Annotated in this window: 18 protein-coding genes; 14 read left to right on the forward strand and 4 right to left on the reverse strand. The window is 72.0% G+C overall.

Annotated features, from left to right (window positions below; translation table 11 throughout):
• The first annotated feature begins 216 nt into the window (after positions 1-216).
• The 9 genes from ACZ6MA_RS22970 to groL all read left to right on the forward strand — a co-directional run bounded on the left by ACZ6MA_RS22970 (position 217) and on the right by groL (position 11474).
• Positions 217-1224 (forward strand): methyltransferase, encoded by a 1008-nt coding sequence (locus tag ACZ6MA_RS22970; protein ID WP_469435792.1) that lies wholly within the window; start codon positions 217-219, stop codon positions 1222-1224.
• A 12-nt stretch (positions 1225-1236) separates the two neighbouring features.
• The gene (locus tag ACZ6MA_RS22975; RefSeq protein WP_469435793.1) at positions 1237-3033 is read left to right on the forward strand and encodes an ABC transporter ATP-binding protein; all 1797 of its coding nucleotides are present in this window, start codon (positions 1237-1239) and stop codon (positions 3031-3033) included.
• Complete coding sequence (locus tag ACZ6MA_RS22980; RefSeq protein WP_469435794.1) at positions 3030-3992, forward strand: LLM class flavin-dependent oxidoreductase; 963 nt, start codon at positions 3030-3032, stop codon at positions 3990-3992. Before ACZ6MA_RS22975 ends, ACZ6MA_RS22980 begins: the two co-directional genes overlap by 4 nt.
• Positions 3989-5536 (forward strand): flavoprotein, encoded by a 1548-nt coding sequence (locus tag ACZ6MA_RS22985; protein ID WP_469435795.1) that lies wholly within the window; start codon positions 3989-3991, stop codon positions 5534-5536. Before ACZ6MA_RS22980 ends, ACZ6MA_RS22985 begins: the two co-directional genes overlap by 4 nt.
• Positions 5517-8150 carry a M16 family metallopeptidase gene (locus ACZ6MA_RS22990; RefSeq protein ID WP_469435796.1) on the forward strand — a complete coding sequence of 878 codons (2634 nt, stop codon included), beginning with the start codon at positions 5517-5519 and terminating at the stop codon, positions 8148-8150. Before ACZ6MA_RS22985 ends, ACZ6MA_RS22990 begins: the two co-directional genes overlap by 20 nt.
• 170 nt (positions 8151-8320) lie before the next feature.
• Positions 8321-8791: a hypothetical protein gene (locus ACZ6MA_RS22995; RefSeq protein WP_469435797.1), complete on the forward strand. Its 471-nt coding sequence runs from the start codon at positions 8321-8323 to the stop codon at positions 8789-8791.
• A complete protein-coding gene (locus ACZ6MA_RS23000; protein ID WP_469435798.1) occupies positions 8788-9114 on the forward strand; it encodes a transcriptional regulator in 327 nt (108 codons plus the stop codon). The genes ACZ6MA_RS22995 and ACZ6MA_RS23000 overlap by 4 nt, the downstream gene beginning before the upstream one ends.
• A gap of 300 nt (positions 9115-9414) precedes the next feature.
• The gene (gene groES / locus ACZ6MA_RS23005; protein WP_215081936.1) at positions 9415-9723 is read left to right on the forward strand and encodes a co-chaperone GroES; all 309 of its coding nucleotides are present in this window, start codon (positions 9415-9417) and stop codon (positions 9721-9723) included.
• Between the two features lie 128 nt (positions 9724-9851).
• Positions 9852-11474 (forward strand): chaperonin GroEL, encoded by a 1623-nt coding sequence (gene groL / locus ACZ6MA_RS23010; protein WP_469435799.1) that lies wholly within the window; start codon positions 9852-9854, stop codon positions 11472-11474.
• Positions 11475-11680: 206 nt separating this feature from the next.
• Here the strand turns inward: groL and ACZ6MA_RS23015 are convergent, their stop codons facing one another.
• Positions 11681-12442 carry an SDR family NAD(P)-dependent oxidoreductase gene (locus tag ACZ6MA_RS23015; RefSeq protein ID WP_469435800.1) on the reverse strand — a complete coding sequence of 254 codons (762 nt, stop codon included), beginning with the start codon at positions 12440-12442 and terminating at the stop codon, positions 11681-11683.
• The gene (locus ACZ6MA_RS23020) at positions 12439-13191 is read right to left on the reverse strand and encodes an MOSC domain-containing protein (RefSeq protein ID WP_469435801.1); all 753 of its coding nucleotides are present in this window, start codon (positions 13189-13191) and stop codon (positions 12439-12441) included. Before ACZ6MA_RS23020 ends, ACZ6MA_RS23015 begins: the two co-directional genes overlap by 4 nt.
• Positions 13192-13272: 81 nt before the next feature.
• Here ACZ6MA_RS23020 and ACZ6MA_RS23025 point away from each other — a divergent pair, with 81 nt between their 5' ends.
• Entirely contained in the window at positions 13273-14184 is a 912-nt protein-coding gene (locus ACZ6MA_RS23025; RefSeq protein ID WP_469435802.1) for a LysR family transcriptional regulator, read from the forward strand.
• A 76-nt stretch (positions 14185-14260) separates the two neighbouring features.
• On the opposite strand, the gene ACZ6MA_RS23030 is transcribed toward ACZ6MA_RS23025, so the two are convergent.
• The gene (locus tag ACZ6MA_RS23030) at positions 14261-14575 is read right to left on the reverse strand and encodes a WhiB family transcriptional regulator (protein WP_469435803.1); all 315 of its coding nucleotides are present in this window, start codon (positions 14573-14575) and stop codon (positions 14261-14263) included.
• 444 nt (positions 14576-15019) lie between these two features.
• On the opposite strand from ACZ6MA_RS23030, the gene ACZ6MA_RS23035 reads away from it, so the two are divergent.
• From ACZ6MA_RS23035 to ACZ6MA_RS23050, 4 genes are all read left to right on the forward strand, one after another.
• Entirely contained in the window at positions 15020-15631 is a 612-nt protein-coding gene (locus ACZ6MA_RS23035) for a response regulator transcription factor (RefSeq protein WP_003948568.1), read from the forward strand.
• Positions 15632-16015: 384 nt separating this feature from the next.
• The gene (locus ACZ6MA_RS23040) at positions 16016-16618 is read left to right on the forward strand and encodes a sigma-70 family RNA polymerase sigma factor (RefSeq protein WP_469435804.1); all 603 of its coding nucleotides are present in this window, start codon (positions 16016-16018) and stop codon (positions 16616-16618) included.
• A 143-nt stretch (positions 16619-16761) separates the two neighbouring features.
• Entirely contained in the window at positions 16762-18264 is a 1503-nt protein-coding gene (gene guaB, locus ACZ6MA_RS23045) for an IMP dehydrogenase (RefSeq protein ID WP_469435805.1), read from the forward strand.
• 119 nt (positions 18265-18383) lie between these two features.
• Positions 18384-19511: a GuaB3 family IMP dehydrogenase-related protein gene (locus ACZ6MA_RS23050; RefSeq protein ID WP_365373573.1), complete on the forward strand. Its 1128-nt coding sequence runs from the start codon at positions 18384-18386 to the stop codon at positions 19509-19511.
• A gap of 81 nt (positions 19512-19592) precedes the next feature.
• On the opposite strand, the gene ACZ6MA_RS23055 is transcribed toward ACZ6MA_RS23050, so the two are convergent.
• The gene (locus tag ACZ6MA_RS23055) at positions 19593-20156 is read right to left on the reverse strand and encodes a hypothetical protein (protein WP_469435806.1); all 564 of its coding nucleotides are present in this window, start codon (positions 20154-20156) and stop codon (positions 19593-19595) included.
• Between the last annotated feature and the right edge of the window lie 109 nt (positions 20157-20265).

Here is a 20265-nt window from a genome sequence, read left to right on the forward strand (position 1 = left end):
CGCCAGCGCGGCGCTGAGCGCCGAGCCCCACTTGACGAAGCCCCCCCTGGTCACCTCGCCCGTCCTATCCCCCCCCCCCCCCCCCCTCTCTCCTCCCCCCTCCCCCCCCCCTCCCCCCCCCCCCCCCCCCCCGGGCCCGGGTGCGGGCGGCGACCCCCGTCCGCCCGCACCCGGGCCCATCCGTCAACGTCACCACACCCACCTGGAGCATCAGACATGGACGACCTGGCTCACGCCCAGCAACTCGTGGACTCGGCCGACCTGTTGCGTCCGGCGGCCATCCGCGCCGCGGCGACGCTCGGGGTGGCGGACCACCTCGCCGCCGGGGTGGGCGACGTGGAGGAGCTGGCGCGTCTGTGCGGAACGCGCACGGATCTGCTCGGCAGCCTCCTGGGCTATCTGACGACTCTCGAACTGCTGCGGGGCAACAAGGACGAGGGGTTCGCGCTGGAGCCGGCCGGGCTGCCTCTGCTGACCGACCACCCGTTCTCCGTGCGCGACAACCTCCGTGACGACGGCATGGCCGGCCGGTCGGACATCGCGCTCGTCGGACTGGTCCACACCATCCGCACCGGCGAGCCCGCCCATGTGGGGCTGTTCGGCCGGGGTTACTGGGAAAGCCTCAACGACGGCCCCGCCTTCGTCGAAGCCATGGAGCGCCTGTCCTCGGACCAGTTGGTGTGCGACGCGGAACTGATCGTCGACGGCTACGACTGGACGGGCGTGCGCGACGTCCTCGACGTGGGCGGCAACAGCGGCGCGGTGCTGATCAACCTGCTGCGCCGGTACCCGCATCTGCGCGGCACCGTGGTCGACCTGGAGAATTCGGTGGCGCTGGCCACCAAGAATCTCGCGAACGCCGGTCTTCAGGACCGGGGCGACGCCATGGTCGGCAGCTTCTTCGAGCCGCTGCCACCCGGCCGCGACGTCTACCTGCTCTCCGCGATCCTGGCCGACTGGGACGACGAGAACGCGGTCGCGATCCTGCGCCGTTGCGCCCAGGCCGCGGCCGGAACCGGGAAGGTCCTGCTCGCCGACGTCAGCCTGGACGCGCGCGTGGCGGGCCCGGAGACCGACCGCACGGAGCTGTGGCTGCGCGCCATGATGCCCACGCCCGTGCGGACCGTCACGGAGCTGAAGGCGCTCGGCCACGCGGCGGGCCTGCGGGTGACGTGGGAGGGACCGGCCACCGCGGTCAGGTCGTTGATTGAGTTCTCGGTCTAGGAGATCACTGCAATGAGCACGGCGAGTACGAGCGGGGACGCGCCCAAGGAGCGGTTGCTCATCCTGCGGGAGATATTCCGCGGCAGGTACCTGCTGCTGGCGGGGGTCATGGGCCTGGCCCTGGCCGCCACGTCGGCGACGCTGGTCCTGCCGTGGACCGTGGGCAAACTGCTGGCCGCCATCCAGGGGGACCAGGGCTTCACCCGGTGGACCTGGATCATGGTCGGAGTCGGCCTGGGGGCCGCCGCCGCCAACGCCCTGGCCACCTATCTGCTGTCCCGGATGGGCCACCGGCTCATCTGCGACCTGCGGGTCCGCAGCATGCACCACTCGCTCGGCCTGGGCCTGCACGCCGCCCGCGCCGAAGGCACCGGCAACCTGGCGACCCGTCTCACCGCCGACGCCGCCGCGGTCAAGAGCGTCGTCGACATCGGCCCGATCCAGCTGCCGATGTCGCTGATCACCCTGATCGGCACGCTCGTGATCATGGGGCTGCTGGACTGGATGCTGCTCCTGATCACCCTCGGGGCGTTCCTCGCGGCCCTGGCCGTCATCGCCGCGGTGGTGGTCGCACTGCGCCGCAAGTACATCGCCATCCAGGACGAGGTCGGCTCCCTCACCGAGCACTTCGTCGCGATGATGGAATCGCTGACGGTGATCAAGGCCTACCGTGCCGAGCGGCTCGTCTCCGACCAGCTCACCGCCCGCGCGCGGCAGGTCGCGACCTTCGAGACCGAGGCCTCCGCGCTGGAGGCCCTGATGGTCCCCGTCATCAACCTGGGCCAGCAGATCGCCCTGGTGGCCATCGTCCTCGGCGGCGGCGCGCGCATGGTGAGCGGCGACCTCGACCTGGGCACCTTCGTGTCGTTCCTGCTTTACCTGTTCCAGCTCGCCGCACCGATGATCATGGCGATGTCGGGAATCACCACCATCCAGGCGGGCCTGGCCTCCCGCAAGCGTTTCGACGACCTCTTCGCCCTTCCCTCCGAGAAGCCGGCGGCGCACACGGCCCCCGGCGACGCGTCACCGGCCGTCGCCGGAGCCCCCGCCGTCCGCTTCGACCAGGTCGCGTTCTCCTACGGCCAGGAGCCCGTGCTGCGGGAGGTGGACCTCACCGTCCCCGCCACCGGGCTGACCGCGATGGTCGGGCTCTCCGGTTCGGGCAAGTCCACCGTCCTCGGGCTGGTCGAGCGGTTCATGGACCCCGACCAGGGCCGGGTGGAGGTGTTCGGCAGGGACGCCGCCGAGTGGCCGCTGGAAGCCCTGCGCGGCCGGCTCGCCTACGTCGACCAGGCGTCCACGCTGCTGCGGGACACCGTGCGGAACAACCTCACCCTCGGCCAGGAGACCCCGGTCGACGAGGAGACCCTGCTGCGCGCCCTGCGGGACGTCGGCCTGGAGGAAGAGGTCCGCCACCTGCCCGACGGGCTGGACACGGTCCTGGGCGGCGCCCACGACCTCTCCGGCGGCCAGCGGCAACGACTGGCCCTGGCCCGGGCCGCCCTGTCGCAGGCACCGCTGGTCCTGCTCGACGAGCCGTCCTCCCACCTGGACAGCATCAACGAGGTGCGGCTGCGCCGTCTGATCGACCGGATCAGCCAGGACCGCGCGGTACTCGTGGTCGCCCACCGGATCTCCACCGTGCGCCACGCCGACCACGTGATCGTGATGGACGGCGGCCGGGTGACGGCCCAGGGCCGCCACGACGACCTGATGCTGACCAGCCCCATGTACGCGGAGCTGGTGCACGGGCAGGAACTCGGACTCTCCGGTGAGCCGGCCGACCTATCGACGGGAGCCAACCGGTGACCACCTTCTCCTTCATCGCCCCCTTCGCCCCGTACCGCCCGGAGCAGCTGCTGCCGTACGCCGCCCTCGCGCAGTGGAGCGACGCGCACCGGCTGTGGCAGGGCCAGGCCGTGCTGAACGACCCGTTCCAGGACTTCGCCCACGCCGCGGCGAGCGGCTTCCGGGTACCGACCGGCACCGGCGTCACCTTGATGCCACAGCGTCACCCGTACCAGGCGGCGCTCCAGGCCCACGCGCTGGCCGTGTCCAGCGGCCACTCGGTGGTGGCCGGGTTCGGGCCCGGTGCGGTCTCCTTCCAGCGCAGCCTGCTGGGAGCGCCGTACCGCAGCCAGCTCGGCGCGGTACGCGAATACGTCTCCGTCATGCGCGGACTGCTGGAGCAGGGCGAGATCAGCCAGGAGGGCGAGTACTTCACCTGCCACTCGGAGTTCCCGCTGATGCCCCGCCCGCCGGTGGAACTCGGTCTGGGCGTGCTGCGCCCGGCCATGGCACGGCTGGCCGGGGAGATCGCCGACGTCGCGATCACCTGGCTGACCCCGGCGCCGTACGTGCGCGATGTCGTCGTGCCCGCGCTCCGCGCCGGGGCCGAGGCCGCCGGGCGCCCCGTGCCCCGGGTAGCGGTGATGGTCCCGCTGGCACTGGCCGCGGCGGACCGGGACCCGGTCGAGCTGGCGGCCGTGAGCAACACCGGTCACACGCTGCTCCCGCACTACATCGACATGCTGGCCCGGTCCGGGATCACGGTGAACCCCGGCGACCCGCGGGGCAACGCCGAGGCGCTGCTCGCCGGCGGCGCCTTCCTCTACGGCGAACCGGACGAACTGGCCGCGCGCCTGCGGGAGTACGCCGACGCCGGGGCCGACGAGATCGTCCTCAACGTCACCGGCGTGCACATGCGGTACGGCGAGCGGGCCTCGCTGACGGAGCTGGAGACGCTCCTGGACAAGGTCACGTCATGATCGACGAGACACCGGCCGGAGCCCCCGCCGACCTGGGCCTGACCCGGATGCTCGTGGTGATCACGGGTTCCGCCTACGCCTGGTCCAGCCCGTACTGGCTGGAGCACCTCCGGCTGTCCTGCCCGGGGCTGGAGGTCCGTGTCGTGCTGACCCGCAGCGCGGAGCGCTTCGTGACCCGGCAGGCGGTCGGCTCCCGGGTGGGCGGTGCCGTGTCGAGCGACATCTGGCCCGCCGAGGACGAAACGGCGCGGCACGTGGAGTGGGCCGAGTGGGCCGAGGCGATCGTCGTGTACCCGGCGACCGTGCACTTCATGGCGCGCCTGGCGCTGGGGCTCGCGGACAGCCCCGTCCTGCTGGCCGCCCAGTGCACCCGGGCGCCGGTCGTCGTCGCGCCCGCGCTGCCGCCGGGCGCCCTGGAGGGCGACGCGTTCCGGGGCCACTGGGCCACGCTCGCGGCCCGGCCGAACGTCGTACTGGTCCCGCCGGTCCCGGGGCGCAGCCTGACCACGGGCCGCGAGGACGCCTGGGTTCCCCCGCCGATGCCCGAGGTGCTCCAGCTGCTCGCCGAGCGCCTGGCCGAACTCGCCGCCGCGCGGGACCGCTCCGCGGTGCCCGGCCCGCCGGGCTCCGGGGGGTTCGAGTCCGGGACCGAGTTCGGCACCGGGCTGCTGCGTACGTCGGTCCACACCCTGCCGACGGGCGGGACGCGCTGGCGAAGGTCGCCGGGGCCGCTCGCGCCCACACCGTTCCGGCCCGTCGACGACACGGTCCGCGCGGCGCTGGCCGAGGCCGGGGACGCCGACGGCGCCCGGCTGGTACCGGGGGACGCCGAGGGCCCCGCCCGGGTCTACGACGTGCGCGGCGCGATCTCCGCCGCGCACCTGCTCCTGCACCAGGGCCCCGGCGCCGAACTGCGCGGGCCCCTGCGCGACCTGGGCCGTCTGCTGCGCGCCGTCCACGACCTGGAGCCCCCCGCGGACCTGCCGGCCCGGCCGGCGCGCGGGCTGACGCGGCTGGGCGACTGGCTGGCGGGCCGGGCGGCCAGCCCGCGCGCCGCCTGTGTCCAAGGACAGTTGCGCCGCACCCTGGGCGAGGAGCGGTGGAGCCGGGTGACCGCCTGGTACCGGGCGACCGTCGCCGACCCCGCGACGGTGCTCGCGCACGGCGCGGCCGGCCTCGGGTCCTTCGTCGTCGACTCCGGCTCCGGACGCTCCGAGCTGCTCGTCGGCGAGGACGTGTGCGCGGCGCCCTGGTACTTCGACCTCGGCTGGGTCGTCGGCGAGCTGGTCGAACTGCAGTGGCAGCTGGGCGGCGACAAGGAATCGTGGCAGGCCCTCACCAGCGCGCTGTTCGAGGGATACGGCCGCGAGCTGGGGCAGGAGTGGACGCGGATGGCAGTGCTGCGCATCCTGCTCCACGTCCATGACATCGCCGCCTACGTCGACGACTTCGACCGCGGCTTCGACCACTACTGCGACTTCCTGAGGTTTCTCGTCGACCTCTCGCAGAACGAGGATTCCCAGGATGATGCACAAGGTCAGTAGGGCCACCCTCGACAACGGTCTGCGGGTCGTCGTCGAGCGGCAGCCGGGAGCGTCGCGCACGGCGGTGTGTGTCCACTACGGCGTCGGTTACCGGTCGGAGCGGCCCGACCGGGAAGGGTTCGCCCACCTCTTCGAGCACTTGATGTTCCGGGGCAGCGCGAGCCTTCCCGAGGGCAGCTTCTACGACCACATCCACCCGCTGGGCGGCCAGGCCAACGGCACGACCCACCAGGACTACACCGACTACCACCAGGTGGTGCCGGCCGCTGCCCTGGAACAGGCGCTGTTCAGCGAGGCCGACCGGATGCGGGCCCCCCGGTTCACCGAGCGGTCGCTGGCCGGTCAGCTGGACGGCATCGAGGTGGAGATCCACGAGGCCGTGGAGTCCCGGCCGTTCGGCGGGTTCCCCTGGCCCCTGCTGCCCGGTGTGGTCTTCGAGAACTTCGCCAACGCCCATGACGGGTACGGCCGTCTGGAACAGCTCCGCACGGCGACGGTCGCCGAGTGCGAGGAGTTCTTCGAGGCCCATTACGCCCCGGGCAACGCGGTGCTGACCGTGGTCGGCGATCACGACCCCGAGGAGCTGCTGGCCCTGGCCGAGCGGTACTTCGGCGGCATACCCCCGCGCCCGACCGCGCCGGCACCCGATCTGCGCGAGCCGCACCCGACCGAGGACCGGTGGGCGACCTGCACGGAACCCGCGGTGTCCGTGGCGGCCGTGGCCGTCGGCTACCGGCTGCCCGACCCCCGCGCGGACCTGGCGGGCTATCTGGCGCATGCCGTACTGGCCGAGATGATCAGCCAGCAGGGACTGGAGGGCGTCCAGGCGGCGTCGGCCGGCTGCGGCGTCTTCGGCCCGCTGGACGCCAGGGACCCCGACCTCCTGGTCCTCACCGCTCTGGTGCCCCCGGCGGACTCGCCGCGGCAGGCGGTGGAGGCGATGACCGGCCGGTGGCTCTCCTGGGCCGAGGACCCCCGGCTGGAGCGGGCCCAGGCCCAGGCCGTCCGCCGCATGATCACCGAACACCACCGGCAGCACGTCGACGTCTACGCCCGCAGCCGCGCCCTGGGTCGCCTCGAACTCCTCTTCGGCCGGGCCGAGCTGCTCGACGAACTCCCCACCCGGCTCGGCGACATCGGCCCCGGCGACGTCGCCGCCGCCGCTCGCGGTCTGCACGCGGCGGCCAAGGGCGTGCTGGTGATGACCCCCGGCGCGGCCAGGACCCGGCCCGCCCCGGCCCGCGGTACGGCCCCCGCGCCCGTCGCGGCGCGGACCTCCGGCACGCCCCGCCCGGCGGCCGTCCCGGCACCGGCCCGGCCGGTCCCGCCCCTGGGCGCGCAACCCGCGCCGTACTACGGCCCGCGCCGCGAGGTCACGCTCGTCAGCGGTACGCGCGTCGTGGCGGTCAGGGACGCCCGCGTGCCGTTGGTCGAGCTGCGGCTGCGGCTGCCGCTGGGCGCGCCGGGGTGGCGGCGCCCGGAGGACGCCGAGGCGCTGGCCCATGTGCTGGCCGGACGCACCGGGGCGGCGGGCCGGGCGGAGGAGCGGGGCGGCTCGTTCCATCTGTCCACCGACGGCCAGTGGCTCGACGTCACCGGTTTCACCCCACCGGACGGGGTCACGCACTGGCTGGGCCTCCTCGCCGAACTCGCGGCACCGGTGGACGCCGTCGTGCCGCTGCGCACACCGTCGCGCCGCCGTGACCCCGGGGCGGTGACCGATACCGCGTTGCGCGGGCACTGGCTCGCCCGCTTTGCCCCGGCGCGCGAACGGGCCGGGGAGCGCCTCGGCCTCGAGGCGGTGCACCACGACATCCTGCGCCGCGGCGGGGGCTGGCTGGTGGCCGTCGGCGACATCGATCCCGACCGGTTCGCCGCCGACGCGGAACGCGCCCTGTCCGGCTGGAAGACCGGCGCCCCCGGGGAAACGGACCGGTACGGGGAGACGGCGGCGTCGCCGGCCGCCGGCACGCTGGCGCTGCATCACGACGCCATGGCGGACGTGCACCTGACGCTGAGCGCACCGGAGCCGGCGGGGGACACCGCCTCGGCGGCCCGGTACCTGGCCACCGCTGTGGCCGGTGCCCACTATCAGTCCCGGCTGGCTTCCCACAGTCTGCACGCGGGCCTGGACCATACGGTGTTCTCCGCGCGCGACATCTGCCTCGGCTTCTCCCGGGCCTACGTCAGGGCGACATTGCCCGAGCGGCACGCGGCCCGCGGCGTGGCGGGCATCGCGGAGGTACTGGGCGCACTGCGGACCGTTCCCGTCACCGCGGCCGAACTCGAACCGATCCGCACCTTCTGCGCCGCCCAGCTGCTGGGGGTCTTCGACTCCCCGGCGGCCAAGGCCGACCTGCTGCGCGACACGGTCTCGGCGGGCAGGCGGCCCGACTGGGCGGAACGGCTGCCGGAACTTCTGCGGCGGGCGACCCCGGCAGAGGTCACCGCGGGGTGCGCCGACCTCTTCGCCGTGGACCGGATGACCCTGGTCGTGCTGGGCAGGCCGGGGCCGGCTGCCGAGGCGGCCGACCGGTGGACCGCGCTGCTGGCGGGCGACGGCATGCCGTCGGCTTCCCTCCCACGCCCGTACGCCGGCCGTCCCCCGGTGTGACCTTTCGCCCCCTCGCCTGTGCACTCGCCCCGTGCACTCGCCCCGTGCCCGCCCGGACCTTCGAGCCGGGCGGGCACGTCCTTTCGCGCCCGCCGCGGTGGCGGGACGGATCCGCGTTCCGCGGGCCCGCGGCCTTCCGCCGGGGCGGTGATCCGCATATACTTTCCAACATGGAAAACAGTTTCTCCGACCCCAGTACGCCCGATGCCGCCCGCGCCCTCGCCGCCCTGGACACCGCGGCCGGGTCCCGTGCCCAGGTGGCCGACCGGATCGCCAGCCCCTGGTGGTACCACGGAGGGCTGGGCCTCGCGTTCGCCCTGATGTTCGTCTCGATGAGCCTGCGGGTGGCCAACTGGGCCGTCGGGCCCTTCGTGCTCGCGGTGCTCGGACTCGGCTGGGCGCTCAGGCGCTCGACCGGCGTTTCCATGGACCGCTATCTGGGCACCCCCGCCGCCAGTCGGCTGACCATGGCCTACGTCGTGGCGCTGCTCGCACTGGCCGCCACCGGCATGGGTCTGGAGTGGGGCGCGGACCTGCGGGGGGCCATCGCCGGCGCCGGCGTCCTGATCGGCGTCCTCACCACGGTCATGGGCTTCCGCATCGACGCGGCCGCACGACGAGACCTCCGGGCGGGGCGGTGACCGAGCCGCGCTTCGACGAAGTGATCCACGCCCCCAACCGGCTCCAGATCTGCGCCATGCTCGCCCCCGTCGAGACCATGGCCTTCGGCACCCTCCGCGATGCCCTCGACGTCAGCGACTCGGTGCTCAGCAAGCACGTCAAGGTTTTGCAGGCGGCCGGATACCTGGAGGTCACGAAGGCCCGGGGGGCCTCCTACCCCCGCACCTGGATCGCCCTGACCGGGGACGGCCGCCAGGCCTACGCCGGGCACATCGCCGAACTCCGCCGCATCGTCGAACTGGGGACCCCCGCCCAGAGGGATCCGGCACCGCCCGGTGAGTGACCCGGAGGATTACCCCTCGCGTCGCGCGGGCAGATCCACCCCGGCGACCGCCCGGGCGCCGGTGCGACGCCCTGCGCGAGGGGTCGCCCAAGGGTTCGGCCGAGGCGCGCGGCGCACCTCGAATTGGCACTCCGCTTGACCGAGTGCTAACCGCGTCATAGTCTCGGCTCCGTTGGCACTCTCCACCGGGGAGTGCCAGACACGGCGACGGGCAGCTCCGGCACCCGCGACGACGGATCCGACCTGGTCGCCACCTCAGACAGTTAACCCCGTGAGATCTCCGAAGGGGGAGGTCGGATCGTGACGACCGCCAGCTCCAAGGTTGCCATCAAGCCGCTCGAGGACCGCATTGTGGTCCAGCCGCTCGACGCCGAGCAGACCACGGCCTCTGGCCTGGTCATCCCGGACACCGCGAAGGAGAAGCCCCAGGAGGGCGTCGTCCTGGCCGTGGGCCCGGGCCGCTTCGAGGACGGCAACCGTCTTCCGCTCGACGTTACCGTCGGCGACGTCGTGCTCTACAGCAAGTACGGCGGCACCGAGGTGAAGTACAACGGGGACGAGTACCTCGTCCTCTCGGCTCGCGACGTTCTCGCGATCGTCGAGAAGTAGCCGGGGTCCGGGGGCAGGTCCCCGGAAAGTACCGAACCCCAGTTTGCATTGATCTACGCCCCGGCCACCCGAGTCTGAACAACCGGGCGACCGGGGCGTAGTTCGTTCGAGAGGACACAACAGCTCCCATGGCGAAGATCCTGAAGTTCGACGAGGACGCCCGTCGCGCCCTCGAGCGCGGCGTCAACAAGCTTGCCGACACCGTGAAGGTGACGATCGGTCCCAAGGGCCGCAACGTCGTCATCGACAAGAAGTTCGGTGCCCCCACCATCACCAACGACGGCGTCACCATCGCGCGCGAGGTCGAGCTCGACGACCCGTACGAGAACCTGGGCGCCCAGCTCGTGAAGGAGGTGGCGACCAAGACCAACGACATCGCGGGTGACGGCACCACCACCGCCACCGTGCTGGCCCAGGCGCTGGTCCGCGAGGGTCTGCGCAACGTCGCCGCCGGCGCCTCCCCGGCCTCGCTGAAGAAGGGCATCGACGCCGCGGTCAAGGCCGTGTCCGATGAGCTTCTCGCGACCGCCCGTCCGATCGAGGACAAGACCGACATCGCCGCCGTGGCCGCGCTCTCCGCGCAGGACAAGCAGGTCGGCGAGCTCATCGCCGAGGCGATGGACAAGGTCGGCAAGGACGGTGTCATCACCGTCGAGGAGTCCAACACCTTCGGCCTGGAGCTGGACTTCACCGAGGGCATGGCCTTCGACAAGGGCTACCTCTCGCCGTACATGGTCACCGACCAGGAGCGTATGGAGGCCGTCCTCGACGACCCGTACATCCTGATCCACCAGGGCAAGATCTCCTCGATCCAGGACCTGCTCCCGCTGCTCGAGAAGATCATCCAGGGTGGCTCCTCCAAGCCCCTGCTGATCATCGCCGAGGACGTCGAGGGCGAGGCCCTGTCGACCCTGGTCGTCAACAAGATCCGCGGCACGTTCAACGCCGTGGCCGTCAAGGCCCCCGGCTTCGGCGACCGCCGCAAGGCGATGCTCGGCGACATGGCCACCCTCACCGGTGCCACCGTCATCGCCGAGGAGGTCGGCCTCAAGCTCGACCAGGCCGGTCTGGACGTGCTGGGCACCGCCCGCCGCGTGACGATCACCAAGGACGACACCACCATCGTCGACGGTGGCGGCAACTCCGAGGACGTCGTCGGCCGCGTCAACCAGATCAAGGCCGAGATCGAGTCCACGGACTCCGACTGGGACCGCGAGAAGCTCCAGGAGCGCCTCGCCAAGCTCGCCGGTGGCGTCTGCGTCATCCGCGTGGGTGCGGCCACCGAGGTCGAGCTCAAGGAGAAGAAGCACCGTCTGGAGGACGCCATCTCCGCGACCCGCGCCGCGGTCGAGGAGGGCATCGTCTCCGGTGGTGGCTCCGCGCTCGTCCACGCCGTCAAGGTCCTCGAGGGCAACCTCGACAAGACCGGCGACGAGGCCACCGGTGTCGCCGTGGTCCGCCGCGCCGCCGTCGAGCCGCTGCGCTGGATCGCCGAGAACGCCGGCCTCGAGGGCTACGTCATCACCGCGAAGGTGGCGGAGCTCGACAAGGGCCAGGGCTTCAACGCCGCGACCGGCGAGTACGGCGACCTGGTGAAGGCCGGCGTCATCGACCCGGTCAAGGTCACCCGCTCCGCCCTGGAGAACGCCGCGTCCATCGCGTCGCTGCTGCTCACGACCGAGACCCTGGTCGTCGAGAAGCCGGCCGACGAGGAGCCCGAGGCCGGCCACGGCCACGGTCACTCCCACTAGTCGCCCATCCGTCGGCTCCGCGGCCGCGGGGTCGCTGCGGGCTGGTTTCGGCTGAGGTCAGCCAAAACCAAGCCCGTCCGGCGATTGAGGACACCACCGAGCAGCGGTGGAGCGGGCGATACGGCCCGCACCTCATACGAACGGCCGAGGCCGGCACCCCAAGGGGTGCCGGCCTCGGCCGTTCCCGTGCCCATCCGGCCGAAGGCCTACCGGCGGCCCGTCCCCGACGACGCCCGGCCCAGCGCCCCGCGCGGGGCCAGCTTCGCCAGACCGCTGAACGCCTTGTAGCGGGGGTCGGGCACGGACACCGTCTTGCCGCGCGCCAGGTCCTTCAGCGCCGAGGTCACGAGCTTGTCCGCGTCCAGCCACAGCCAGTTCGGGATGTTCTCGGCGGGCATGCCCGCCCGCTCATGGAACTCCGTGCGGACGAAGCCGGGGCACAGCGCCATCAGCCGCAGCCCGCTGCCCTCCAGGTCCTTCGCCGCGCCCTGGGTGAACTGCACGACCCACGCCTTGCTCGCCCCGTACGTGCCGCGCGGCACGAACGCGGCCACCGACGCGACGTTGACCACGCCGCCGCGCCTGCGCTCGCGCATGCCGGGGACGGCCGCCGACGTCAGCCGCAGCACCGCCTCGCAGTGCACCTTGAGCATCCGCAGCTCGTCGGCCATGGTGACCTCGAGGAAGACGCCCTTGTTCCCGAACCCGGCGTTGTTGACCAGCAGATCCACCGGCTGTGTACGGTCCGAGAGCCGGTTCTCGACCGCCCCGATGCCCTCGTCCTCCGCCAGGTCCGCGCGGAGCACCTCCGCTTCCACGCCGTGCCGGTCGTGGAGTTCGGTCGCCTGTTCGTTGAGCCGCTTCTCGTCGCGCGCCACGAGCACCAGGTTGTGCCCGTCGGCCGCCAGCCGCCGAGCGAAGGCCGCGCCGATGCCCGCCGTCGCTCCCGTGATCAGTGCAGTCGTCATACGGGAACGTTAGTGCTCGGCGCCGTCCCCCGGGGGGCCTCCGGGGCTCCGACTGACCCTTCCGGCTGATTACGCTGCCGCGCCGCGGCGGAGCGGGCGGCCTCCAGGGCCTCCGGGTGCAGGGCGTCTCCGGCCGCCAACACCCGGGGCAGCAGGGACCGTTCGGTGGTGAGGGCGCGGAAGAGGAAGGAGATGCTCACCTCGTGGCCGGGCCGGTGCACGAGTGTCACCGCATCACCCACACGGACCTCGCCGGGCTCCACGACCCGCAGATACGCCCCGGGCGCCGCCGCCCGGGTGAACCGCTTCATCCAGCCCGACTCGCCCAGCCAGTCGGCGAACGTCCGGCAGGGGATGCGCGGCGCGCTGACCTCCAGCACCAGATCCGCGCCGATCCGCCAACGCTCGCCGATCAGCGCGCCATTGACGTCGACCCCCCTGGTGGTGAGGTTCTCGCCGAAGGAGCCGTCGGGCAGCACGCGGCCCAACTCCCGCTCCCAGTCGTCCAGGTCCTCGCGGGCGAAGGCGTACACCGCCTGGTGGTCCCCGCCGTGATGGCGCCGGTTGACCACCTCGTCACCGGCGAGTCCGCTGCCCGCCGTGCCCTTCGGGCCGGGCGGAGCCACGGCGACCGGTCCGGCGACGGGGCGCTTGTCGATGCCGGTGGCCAGACCGGCCGCGAAACCGGGGGCGTCCCCGGGGGCCGGCGCGGTCCGCGCGCCGCCGACGTTCACAGAGATCACATGCATGAAAGGAAAGGGTAGGCACGACCCCTCAAAGGGGCGAACGCATATTTTCGGCCGCCCCCAAGAAGGCCTTATGCTCGACGCATGATCGAGGCTCGTCATCTGAGGGTGCTGCGCGCGGTGGCCGCCACCGGTTCGTTCTCGGCCGCGGCGCGTGAGCTGGGCTGCACCCAGCCCGCCGTCAGCCAGCAGATGAAGGCCCTGGAGCAGTCGACGGGCACCCCGCTGCTGATCCGCACGGGCCGTGAGATGCGGCTGACCCAGGCGGGCGAGGCCCTCGTCCGGCACGCCTCCGGGATCCTGGCCGGGCTGACCGCGGCCGAGGAGGAGATCGCGGCGATCGCCGGGCTGCGCGCCGGGCGGGTGCGGCTGGTCTCCTTCCCCAGCGGCAGTTCGACGCTGGTGCCGGGCGCGCTGGCGGCGATGCGGGCCGCCCATCCGGGCACCCGGGTCTCCCTCGTCGAGGCCGAACCGCCGCGCTCGGTGGAGATGCTGCGCGACGGCGACTGCGAGATCGCGCTGGCCTTCCGCTACCCCGAGGTGCGCGGTGCCGACCCCGCGGCGAGCGCGGAGTGGGACGACCTGGTCGTACGGCCGCTGCTGACGGACCGGCTCATCGGTGTGATCCCGGAGGGGCACCGGCTCGCCGGGGCCGACCGCGTCGGGATCGGGGAACTGGCCGAGGAGCCGTGGATCGCGGGCTGCCCGCGGTGCCGGCGGCACCTGGTGGAGGTGTGCGAGAGCGCGGGCTTCACCCCGCGCATCGACTTCGCGACCGATGACTATCCGGCCGTGTTCGGGCTGGTGGGGGCGGGGCTCGGGGTCGCGGTGATGCCGGAACTGGCCCTGGAGTCGGTACGCCCCAAGGGCGCCCGGATCGTCCCGGTGGAGCCCGTCGTGCAGCGTGAGATCGTCGCCCTCACCCTGCCGGACCTGGCCCGGGTTCCGGCCGTCGGGGCGATGCTCGAACAACTGGCGGCCGCCGCCCGCCGGTGACGGGGGCCGGTAAGACGTTTCCTCAGCGGTCACGCCGAGCGGTGGAACGTTTCTTCATGCGCCGGGGTAGGGGGCCTCACGCACTGAGAACGCCGGTCACGGCGATGCCCCGGTGTCGCGCGCGCCCCATCAGCTCCTCACGCTCATCCTCAGTGAGGCCGCCCCATACGCCGTAGGGCTCGCGCACGGCCAGCGCGTGCGCCGCGCACTCCGCGCGCACGGGACAGCGCATGCACACCTCTTTCGCCGAGGCCTCGCGGGCGCTGCGGGCGGCGCCGCGTTCGCCCTCGGGATGGAAGAAGAGGGAGCTGTCGACCCCTCGGCACGCCGCCAGGAGCTGCCAGTCCCACAGGTCGGCGTTGGGACCGGGAAGACGGGAGAAATCTGCCATTGCTATCCCCTCGGAGCGATCTGTGACGCGAAGTGAGCGATGTGTGAGTGGTTCCTGAGTGGTGTGCGGGGTGATCCTTTTAAGGAGTTCCCCATCATCTGCTGTGTAAGCAGATGTAAATATGACTCATTGCGAATCTAGCCATAGACACCAGCAAATGGGAAGAAAAACGGCGCCGGATGGGCAAATGGGGCATGGCACGGGTGGTGAGACGGGCGCCCCCAATGCGCCCTGCTCCGTGTCCGCGCCCTCACGTAGAGTGCCGAACGTGGCCGACCGAGCCCGTAACTCTTTCGGGTGACCGTCGTTGAGAGTGCGGAGGCGGTTGACGGATGAAGCAGTCGGGCAGGTGTCCGACCCAGCGGGAAAACGTCGATCGCACAGGTGACGATCAGTACCAGCCTGGAGGCTCAAGGTGACGCGCATCAGCTGCGGAGGGCGGTCATGACATCCGTCCTCGTCTGCGACGACTCCCCGCTTGCCCGAGAGGCGCTCCGTCGTGCGGTGGCGACCGTGCCCGGCGTCGAGCGTGTGACGACGGCGGCCAACGGCGAGGAAGTCCTCCGCCGCTGGGGCGCCGATCGTTCGGACCTCATTCTGATGGACGTTCGGATGCCGGGGCTCGGCGGTGTGGAGACCGTGCGCCGGCTGCTCTCCGCCGACCCCGGGGCCCGGATCATCATGCTCACGGTGGCCGAGGACCTCGACGGGGTCGCGCTCGCGGTCGCCGCCGGGGCGCGCGGCTATCTGCACAAGGACGCCTCGCGCGCCGAGCTGCGGGCGACCGTGACCCAGGCGCTCGCCGACCCGACGTGGCGGCTCGCCCCCCGGCGGCTGCGCTCGGCGGAGATGGGCGCGGCGCCCACGCTCACCGCGCGGGAGATCCAAGTACTCGAAGGCATGAGCCACGGCCGGTCCAACGCGGAGATCGGCCGTGAGCTGTTCCTCTCCGAGGACACGGTCAAGACCCACGCGCGGCGTCTGTTCAAGAAACTGGGCGCCTCGGACCGGGCGCACGCGGTGGCGCTCGGATTCCGCTGGGGTCTGGTCCGCTAGACCGCGGTCCGCTGGACCGTGGTGGTGTGGCGCGCAGTGTCGTGAGGCCGCGGTGCGCGCCACCCGGTGGTGCCTGCCGCGGCCGCACCGCGTCGGCGTCCGACGCCGAAACTCCGAGGGATGCCGCATCCTTGGAGGTGTGACTCCTCCCCGGCAGGAGCCGAGGCTTCTCACTCGGCCCCAAAAGATCTCATGACGGACAAGGCTGGCCCCGTGCCCCACGGCACGGGCACAAGCTATCGGTGGAGTCGTGAGTGCAGGGGCGGGCATACCCGAAAGGGGGAGGCGCTAGACGTGAGTGCGAGGACACCGACGCGTAACGGTTCGATGCACAACCACGAGGGCGATGCCACGGAAGGTTCCACACCGAGGCACCATGGACCGATGCGCGACGACGACAAGGCGGGGTCTCCCATGCCCGCGGCCCCAGGGGAGATCGGCGCCCTCGTCGCGCGCGCCGTCGAGGGCGACCGGCGGGCGACCCACGATCTGCTGGCCCTGGTGCACCCGCTGGCTCTGCGCTACTGCCGTACACGGCTGTCGCGGCTGCCGGGTGACGCCCGGCACTTCGTGGACGACCTGGCCCAGGAGGTCTGCCTGGCGGTGCTGTGCGCCCTGCCGCGCTACCGCGACACCGGGCGCCCCTTCGAGGCCTTCGTCGTGGCCATCGCCGCGCACAAGGTCGCCGATCTGCAGCGGGCCGCGATGCGGCATCCGGGCAGCACCGCGGTGCCGTCCGACGAGATGCCCGAGCAGCCCGACGACTCGCTCGGTCCCGAGGAGCGGGCGCTGCTCAGCAGCGACGCCGAGTGGGCCCGGAAACTCCTGGCGAACCTTCCGGAGAACCAGCGCGAGCTGGTGCTGCTGCGGGTCGCCATCGGGATGACGGCGGAGGAGACCGGACAGATGCTCGGCATGTCGCCGGGGGCGGTGCGGGTCGCCCAGCACCGGGCGCTCAGCCGGCTCCGGGCGCTCGCCGGGCAGTGAGCCATGCCCGGGCGGGCCCGGGCACACCGTCGAATAGTAGGAACATACAAGTGATGCGGGACTCAGCCGTCGTGGAATGGGACACCTGTGACGGCCGTTAGCATGGGAGTCCGCGCTGGGGCAAGACCATTTGGGAAGGTGTCATGACTGACAACGTCGACGGAATGCCCGGAAAATTCGCGATGCTCGGTCTGACATACGACGACGTCCTGCTGCTGCCGGGCGCCTCGGAGGTACTGCCGAACGGGGTCGACACCTCGTCCCGCGTCTCGCGCAACGTCCGGGTCAACATCCCGCTGCTGTCCGCCGCGATGGACAAGGTCACCGAGGCGCGGATGGCGATCGCCATGGCCCGCCAGGGCGGCGCGGGCGTGCTGCACCGCAACCTGTCCATCGAGGACCAGGCCAACCAGGTCGACCTGGTCAAGCGCTCCGAGTCGGGCATGGTCACCGACCCGATCACGGTCCGCCCGGACGCCACGCTCGCCGAGGCCGACGCGCTGTGCGCGAAGTTCCGGATCAGCGGCGTGCCGGTCACCGACCCGGCGGGCAAGCTGCTCGGCATCGTCACCAACCGTGACATGGCCTTCGAGCTGGACCGCCGCCGTCAGGTGCGCGAGGTCATGACCCCGATGCCGCTGGTGACGGGCAAGGTCGGGATCTCCGGCGAGGACGCGATCGAGCTGCTCCGCCGCCACAAGATCGAGAAGCTGCCGCTGGTGGACGACGGCGGCGTGCTCAAGGGCCTCATCACGGTCAAGGACTTCGTCAAGGCCGAGAAGTACCCGAACGCGGCGAAGGACTCCGAGGGCCGCCTGGTCGTCGGTGCCGCCGTGGGTGTCGGCGAGGAGGCGTACGAGCGCGCCCAGGCGCTCGTCGCGGCCGGTGCGGACTTCCTGGTCATCGACAGCGCCCACGGCCACAGCCGGGGCATCCTCGACATGATCGCCAAGGTCAAGTCCAACATCGACGTCGACGTCGTCGGCGGCAACGTCGCCACGCGTGACGGTGCCCAGGCGCTGATCGACGCGGGCGTCGACGGCGTCAAGGTCGGGGTCGGGCCGGGTTCGATCTGCACGACCCGGGTCGTCGCCGGTATCGGCGTCCCGCAGGTCACCGCCATCTACGAGGCCGCGCAGGCGTGCCACGCGGCCGGTGTGCCGCTGATCGGCGACGGTGGGCTGCAGTACTCCGGCGACATCGCCAAGGCCATCGCGGCCGGCGCCGACACGGTGATGCTCGGCTCGCTGCTCGCGGGCTGCGAGGAGTCGCCGGGCGAGATGGTCTTCATCAACGGCAAGCAGTTCAAGTCCTACCGGGGCATGGGTTCGCTGGGCGCGATGCAGTCGCGCGGCCAGGCCCGCTCGTACTCCAAGGACCGCTACTTCCAGGACAACGTCCTCTCCGAGGACAAGCTCGTGCCCGAGGGCATCGAGGGCCAGGTGCCCTACCGTGGCCCCCTCTCCTCGGTGGCGCACCAGCTCATCGGCGGTCTGCGGGCCTCCATGGGCTACGTCGGCTCGGCCGATGTGCAGGAGCTGAAGGACAAGGGCCGCTTCGTGCGCATCACGTCGGCGGGGCTCAAGGAGAGCCACCCGCACGACATCCAGATGACGACCGAGGCACCGAACTACTCCCGCCGGTAGTAGCCGGTAGTCATAGGCGGTTCGTACGGAGCCCGCGACCGAAAGGCCGCGGGCTCCGCCGCGTCGGGGATACTGGTATGCGCAGACGGAGCGCCAAGGAAAGTTGAAAGGCCACACACGTGACTGAGATCGAGATCGGGCGCGGCAAGCGCGGCCGCCGGGCGTACGCATTCGACGACATCGCCGTCGTCCCGAGCCGCCGTACGCGCGACCCGAAGGAGGTCTCGATCGCCTGGCAGATCGACGCCTACCGCTTCGAGCTGCCGTTCCTGGCCGCTCCCATGGACTCGGTCGTCTCGCCCGAGACCGCCATCCGCATCGGCGAGCTGGGCGGCCTCGGGGTGCTGAACCTCGAGGGCCTGTGGACCCGCTATGAGGACCCGGAGCCGCTGCTCGCCGAGATCGCCGAGCTGGACGAGACGGCCGCGACCAAGCGCCTGCAGGAGATCTACGAAGCTCCCATCAAGGAGGAGCTGATCGGGCAGCGCATCAAGGAGGTCCGTGACTCCGGTGTCGTGACCGCCGCCGCGCTCTCCCCGCAGCGCACCGCGCAGTTCTCCAAGGCCGTCGTCGACGCGGGCGTGGACATCTTCGTGATCCGCGGCACCACCGTCTCCGCCGAGCACGTCTCCGGCGCCGCCGAGCCGCTGAACCTCAAGCAGTTCATCTACGAGCTGGACGTCCCCGTGATCGTCGGCGGCTGTGCCACCTACACCGCGGCGCTGCACCTGATGCGCACCGGCGCGGCGGGCGTCCTCGTCGGCTTCGGCGGTGGCGCGGCGCACACCACGCGCAACGTGCTGGGCATCCAGGTCCCGATGGCGACCGCGGTCGCCGACGTGGCCGCCGCCCGCCGCGACTACATGGACGAGTCCGGCGGCCGTTACGTCCACGTCATCGCCGACGGCGGCGTGGGCTGGTCCGGCGACCTGCCGAAGGCCATCGCCTGTGGCGCGGACGCCGTGATGATGGGCTCCCCGCTGGCGCGCGCCACGGACGCCCCGGGCCGCGGTTACCACTGGGGCATGGAGGCCGTCCACGAGGACGTGCCGCGCGGCAAGCGCATGAACCTGGGCACGGTCGGCACGACCGAGGAGATCCTCGCCGGTCCCTCGCACACCCCGGACGGCTCGATGAACATGTTCGGCGCGCTGCGCCGTGCGATGGCCACCACGGGCTACAGCGAGCTGAAGGAGTTCCAGCGGGTCGAGGTGACGGTCGCGCCGTCGCAGCACGACAACCGCTGAGCCGGCACTTTCGAGGGGCCCGGACCGCTGCGGCGGCCCGGGCCCCTCGGCGTGTGCGGTCTCCCGCCGGGGCGGGGCTTGTCAGGCGCCGAGCTTGCGGGCGGTGCTGAAGGCGCCGATGCCGCCGAGGGCGTAGAAGAGCGCGTCGATGCCGCTCAGGTCGTCCTGCCACACCTCGTTGACCGTGTCGAAGTGGTCGAAGAGCACCTCGGTGAGGGACACGTGGAAGCCGTCGGCGAGCGCCAGGGCGTAGCCGAAGGTCTGGCCGAGGTAGACGCCGAGCAGCCCGAGGAGCGCGCCGACGACGGGCAGGGCGGCGTTGCGCCCGCCGATCTTGCCGAGGGCCGCGCCGACGAGGGCGCCGATACCGACGGCGAGGTAGCCGATCTGGCGGCCGTCGGTGGCCTTGAGGATGTAGCCGTAGATGCCGGCGCCGACGAGCATGGCCACGATGCCGAGGAGCACCGCGAGGCCCACGTTGCCCTGGCGGACCGGCGCGGGCGGCGGGAAGCCGCCGGGAGCACCGTACTGCGGAGCACCGTACTGCGGGGCGCCTTGCGGGGGTGCGCCGTACGGCTGCTGCGGCGGCTGCTGGCCGTAGGGGTTCGGCTGCTGCTGCGGCGGCTGCTGCCAGGGCTGGTTCATGGTCGTGTTCCCCCGTGGGTGAAGAAGATGAGTGAAGAAGACGGGCGCGCGGAAGTTGCAGAGTGTGAAGCGTGGGCCACAAGCTAGCAGCCGGGCCTGACAGCACGAC

The sequence above is a fragment of the Streptomyces sp. NPDC042259 genome, from assembly GCF_055582085.1.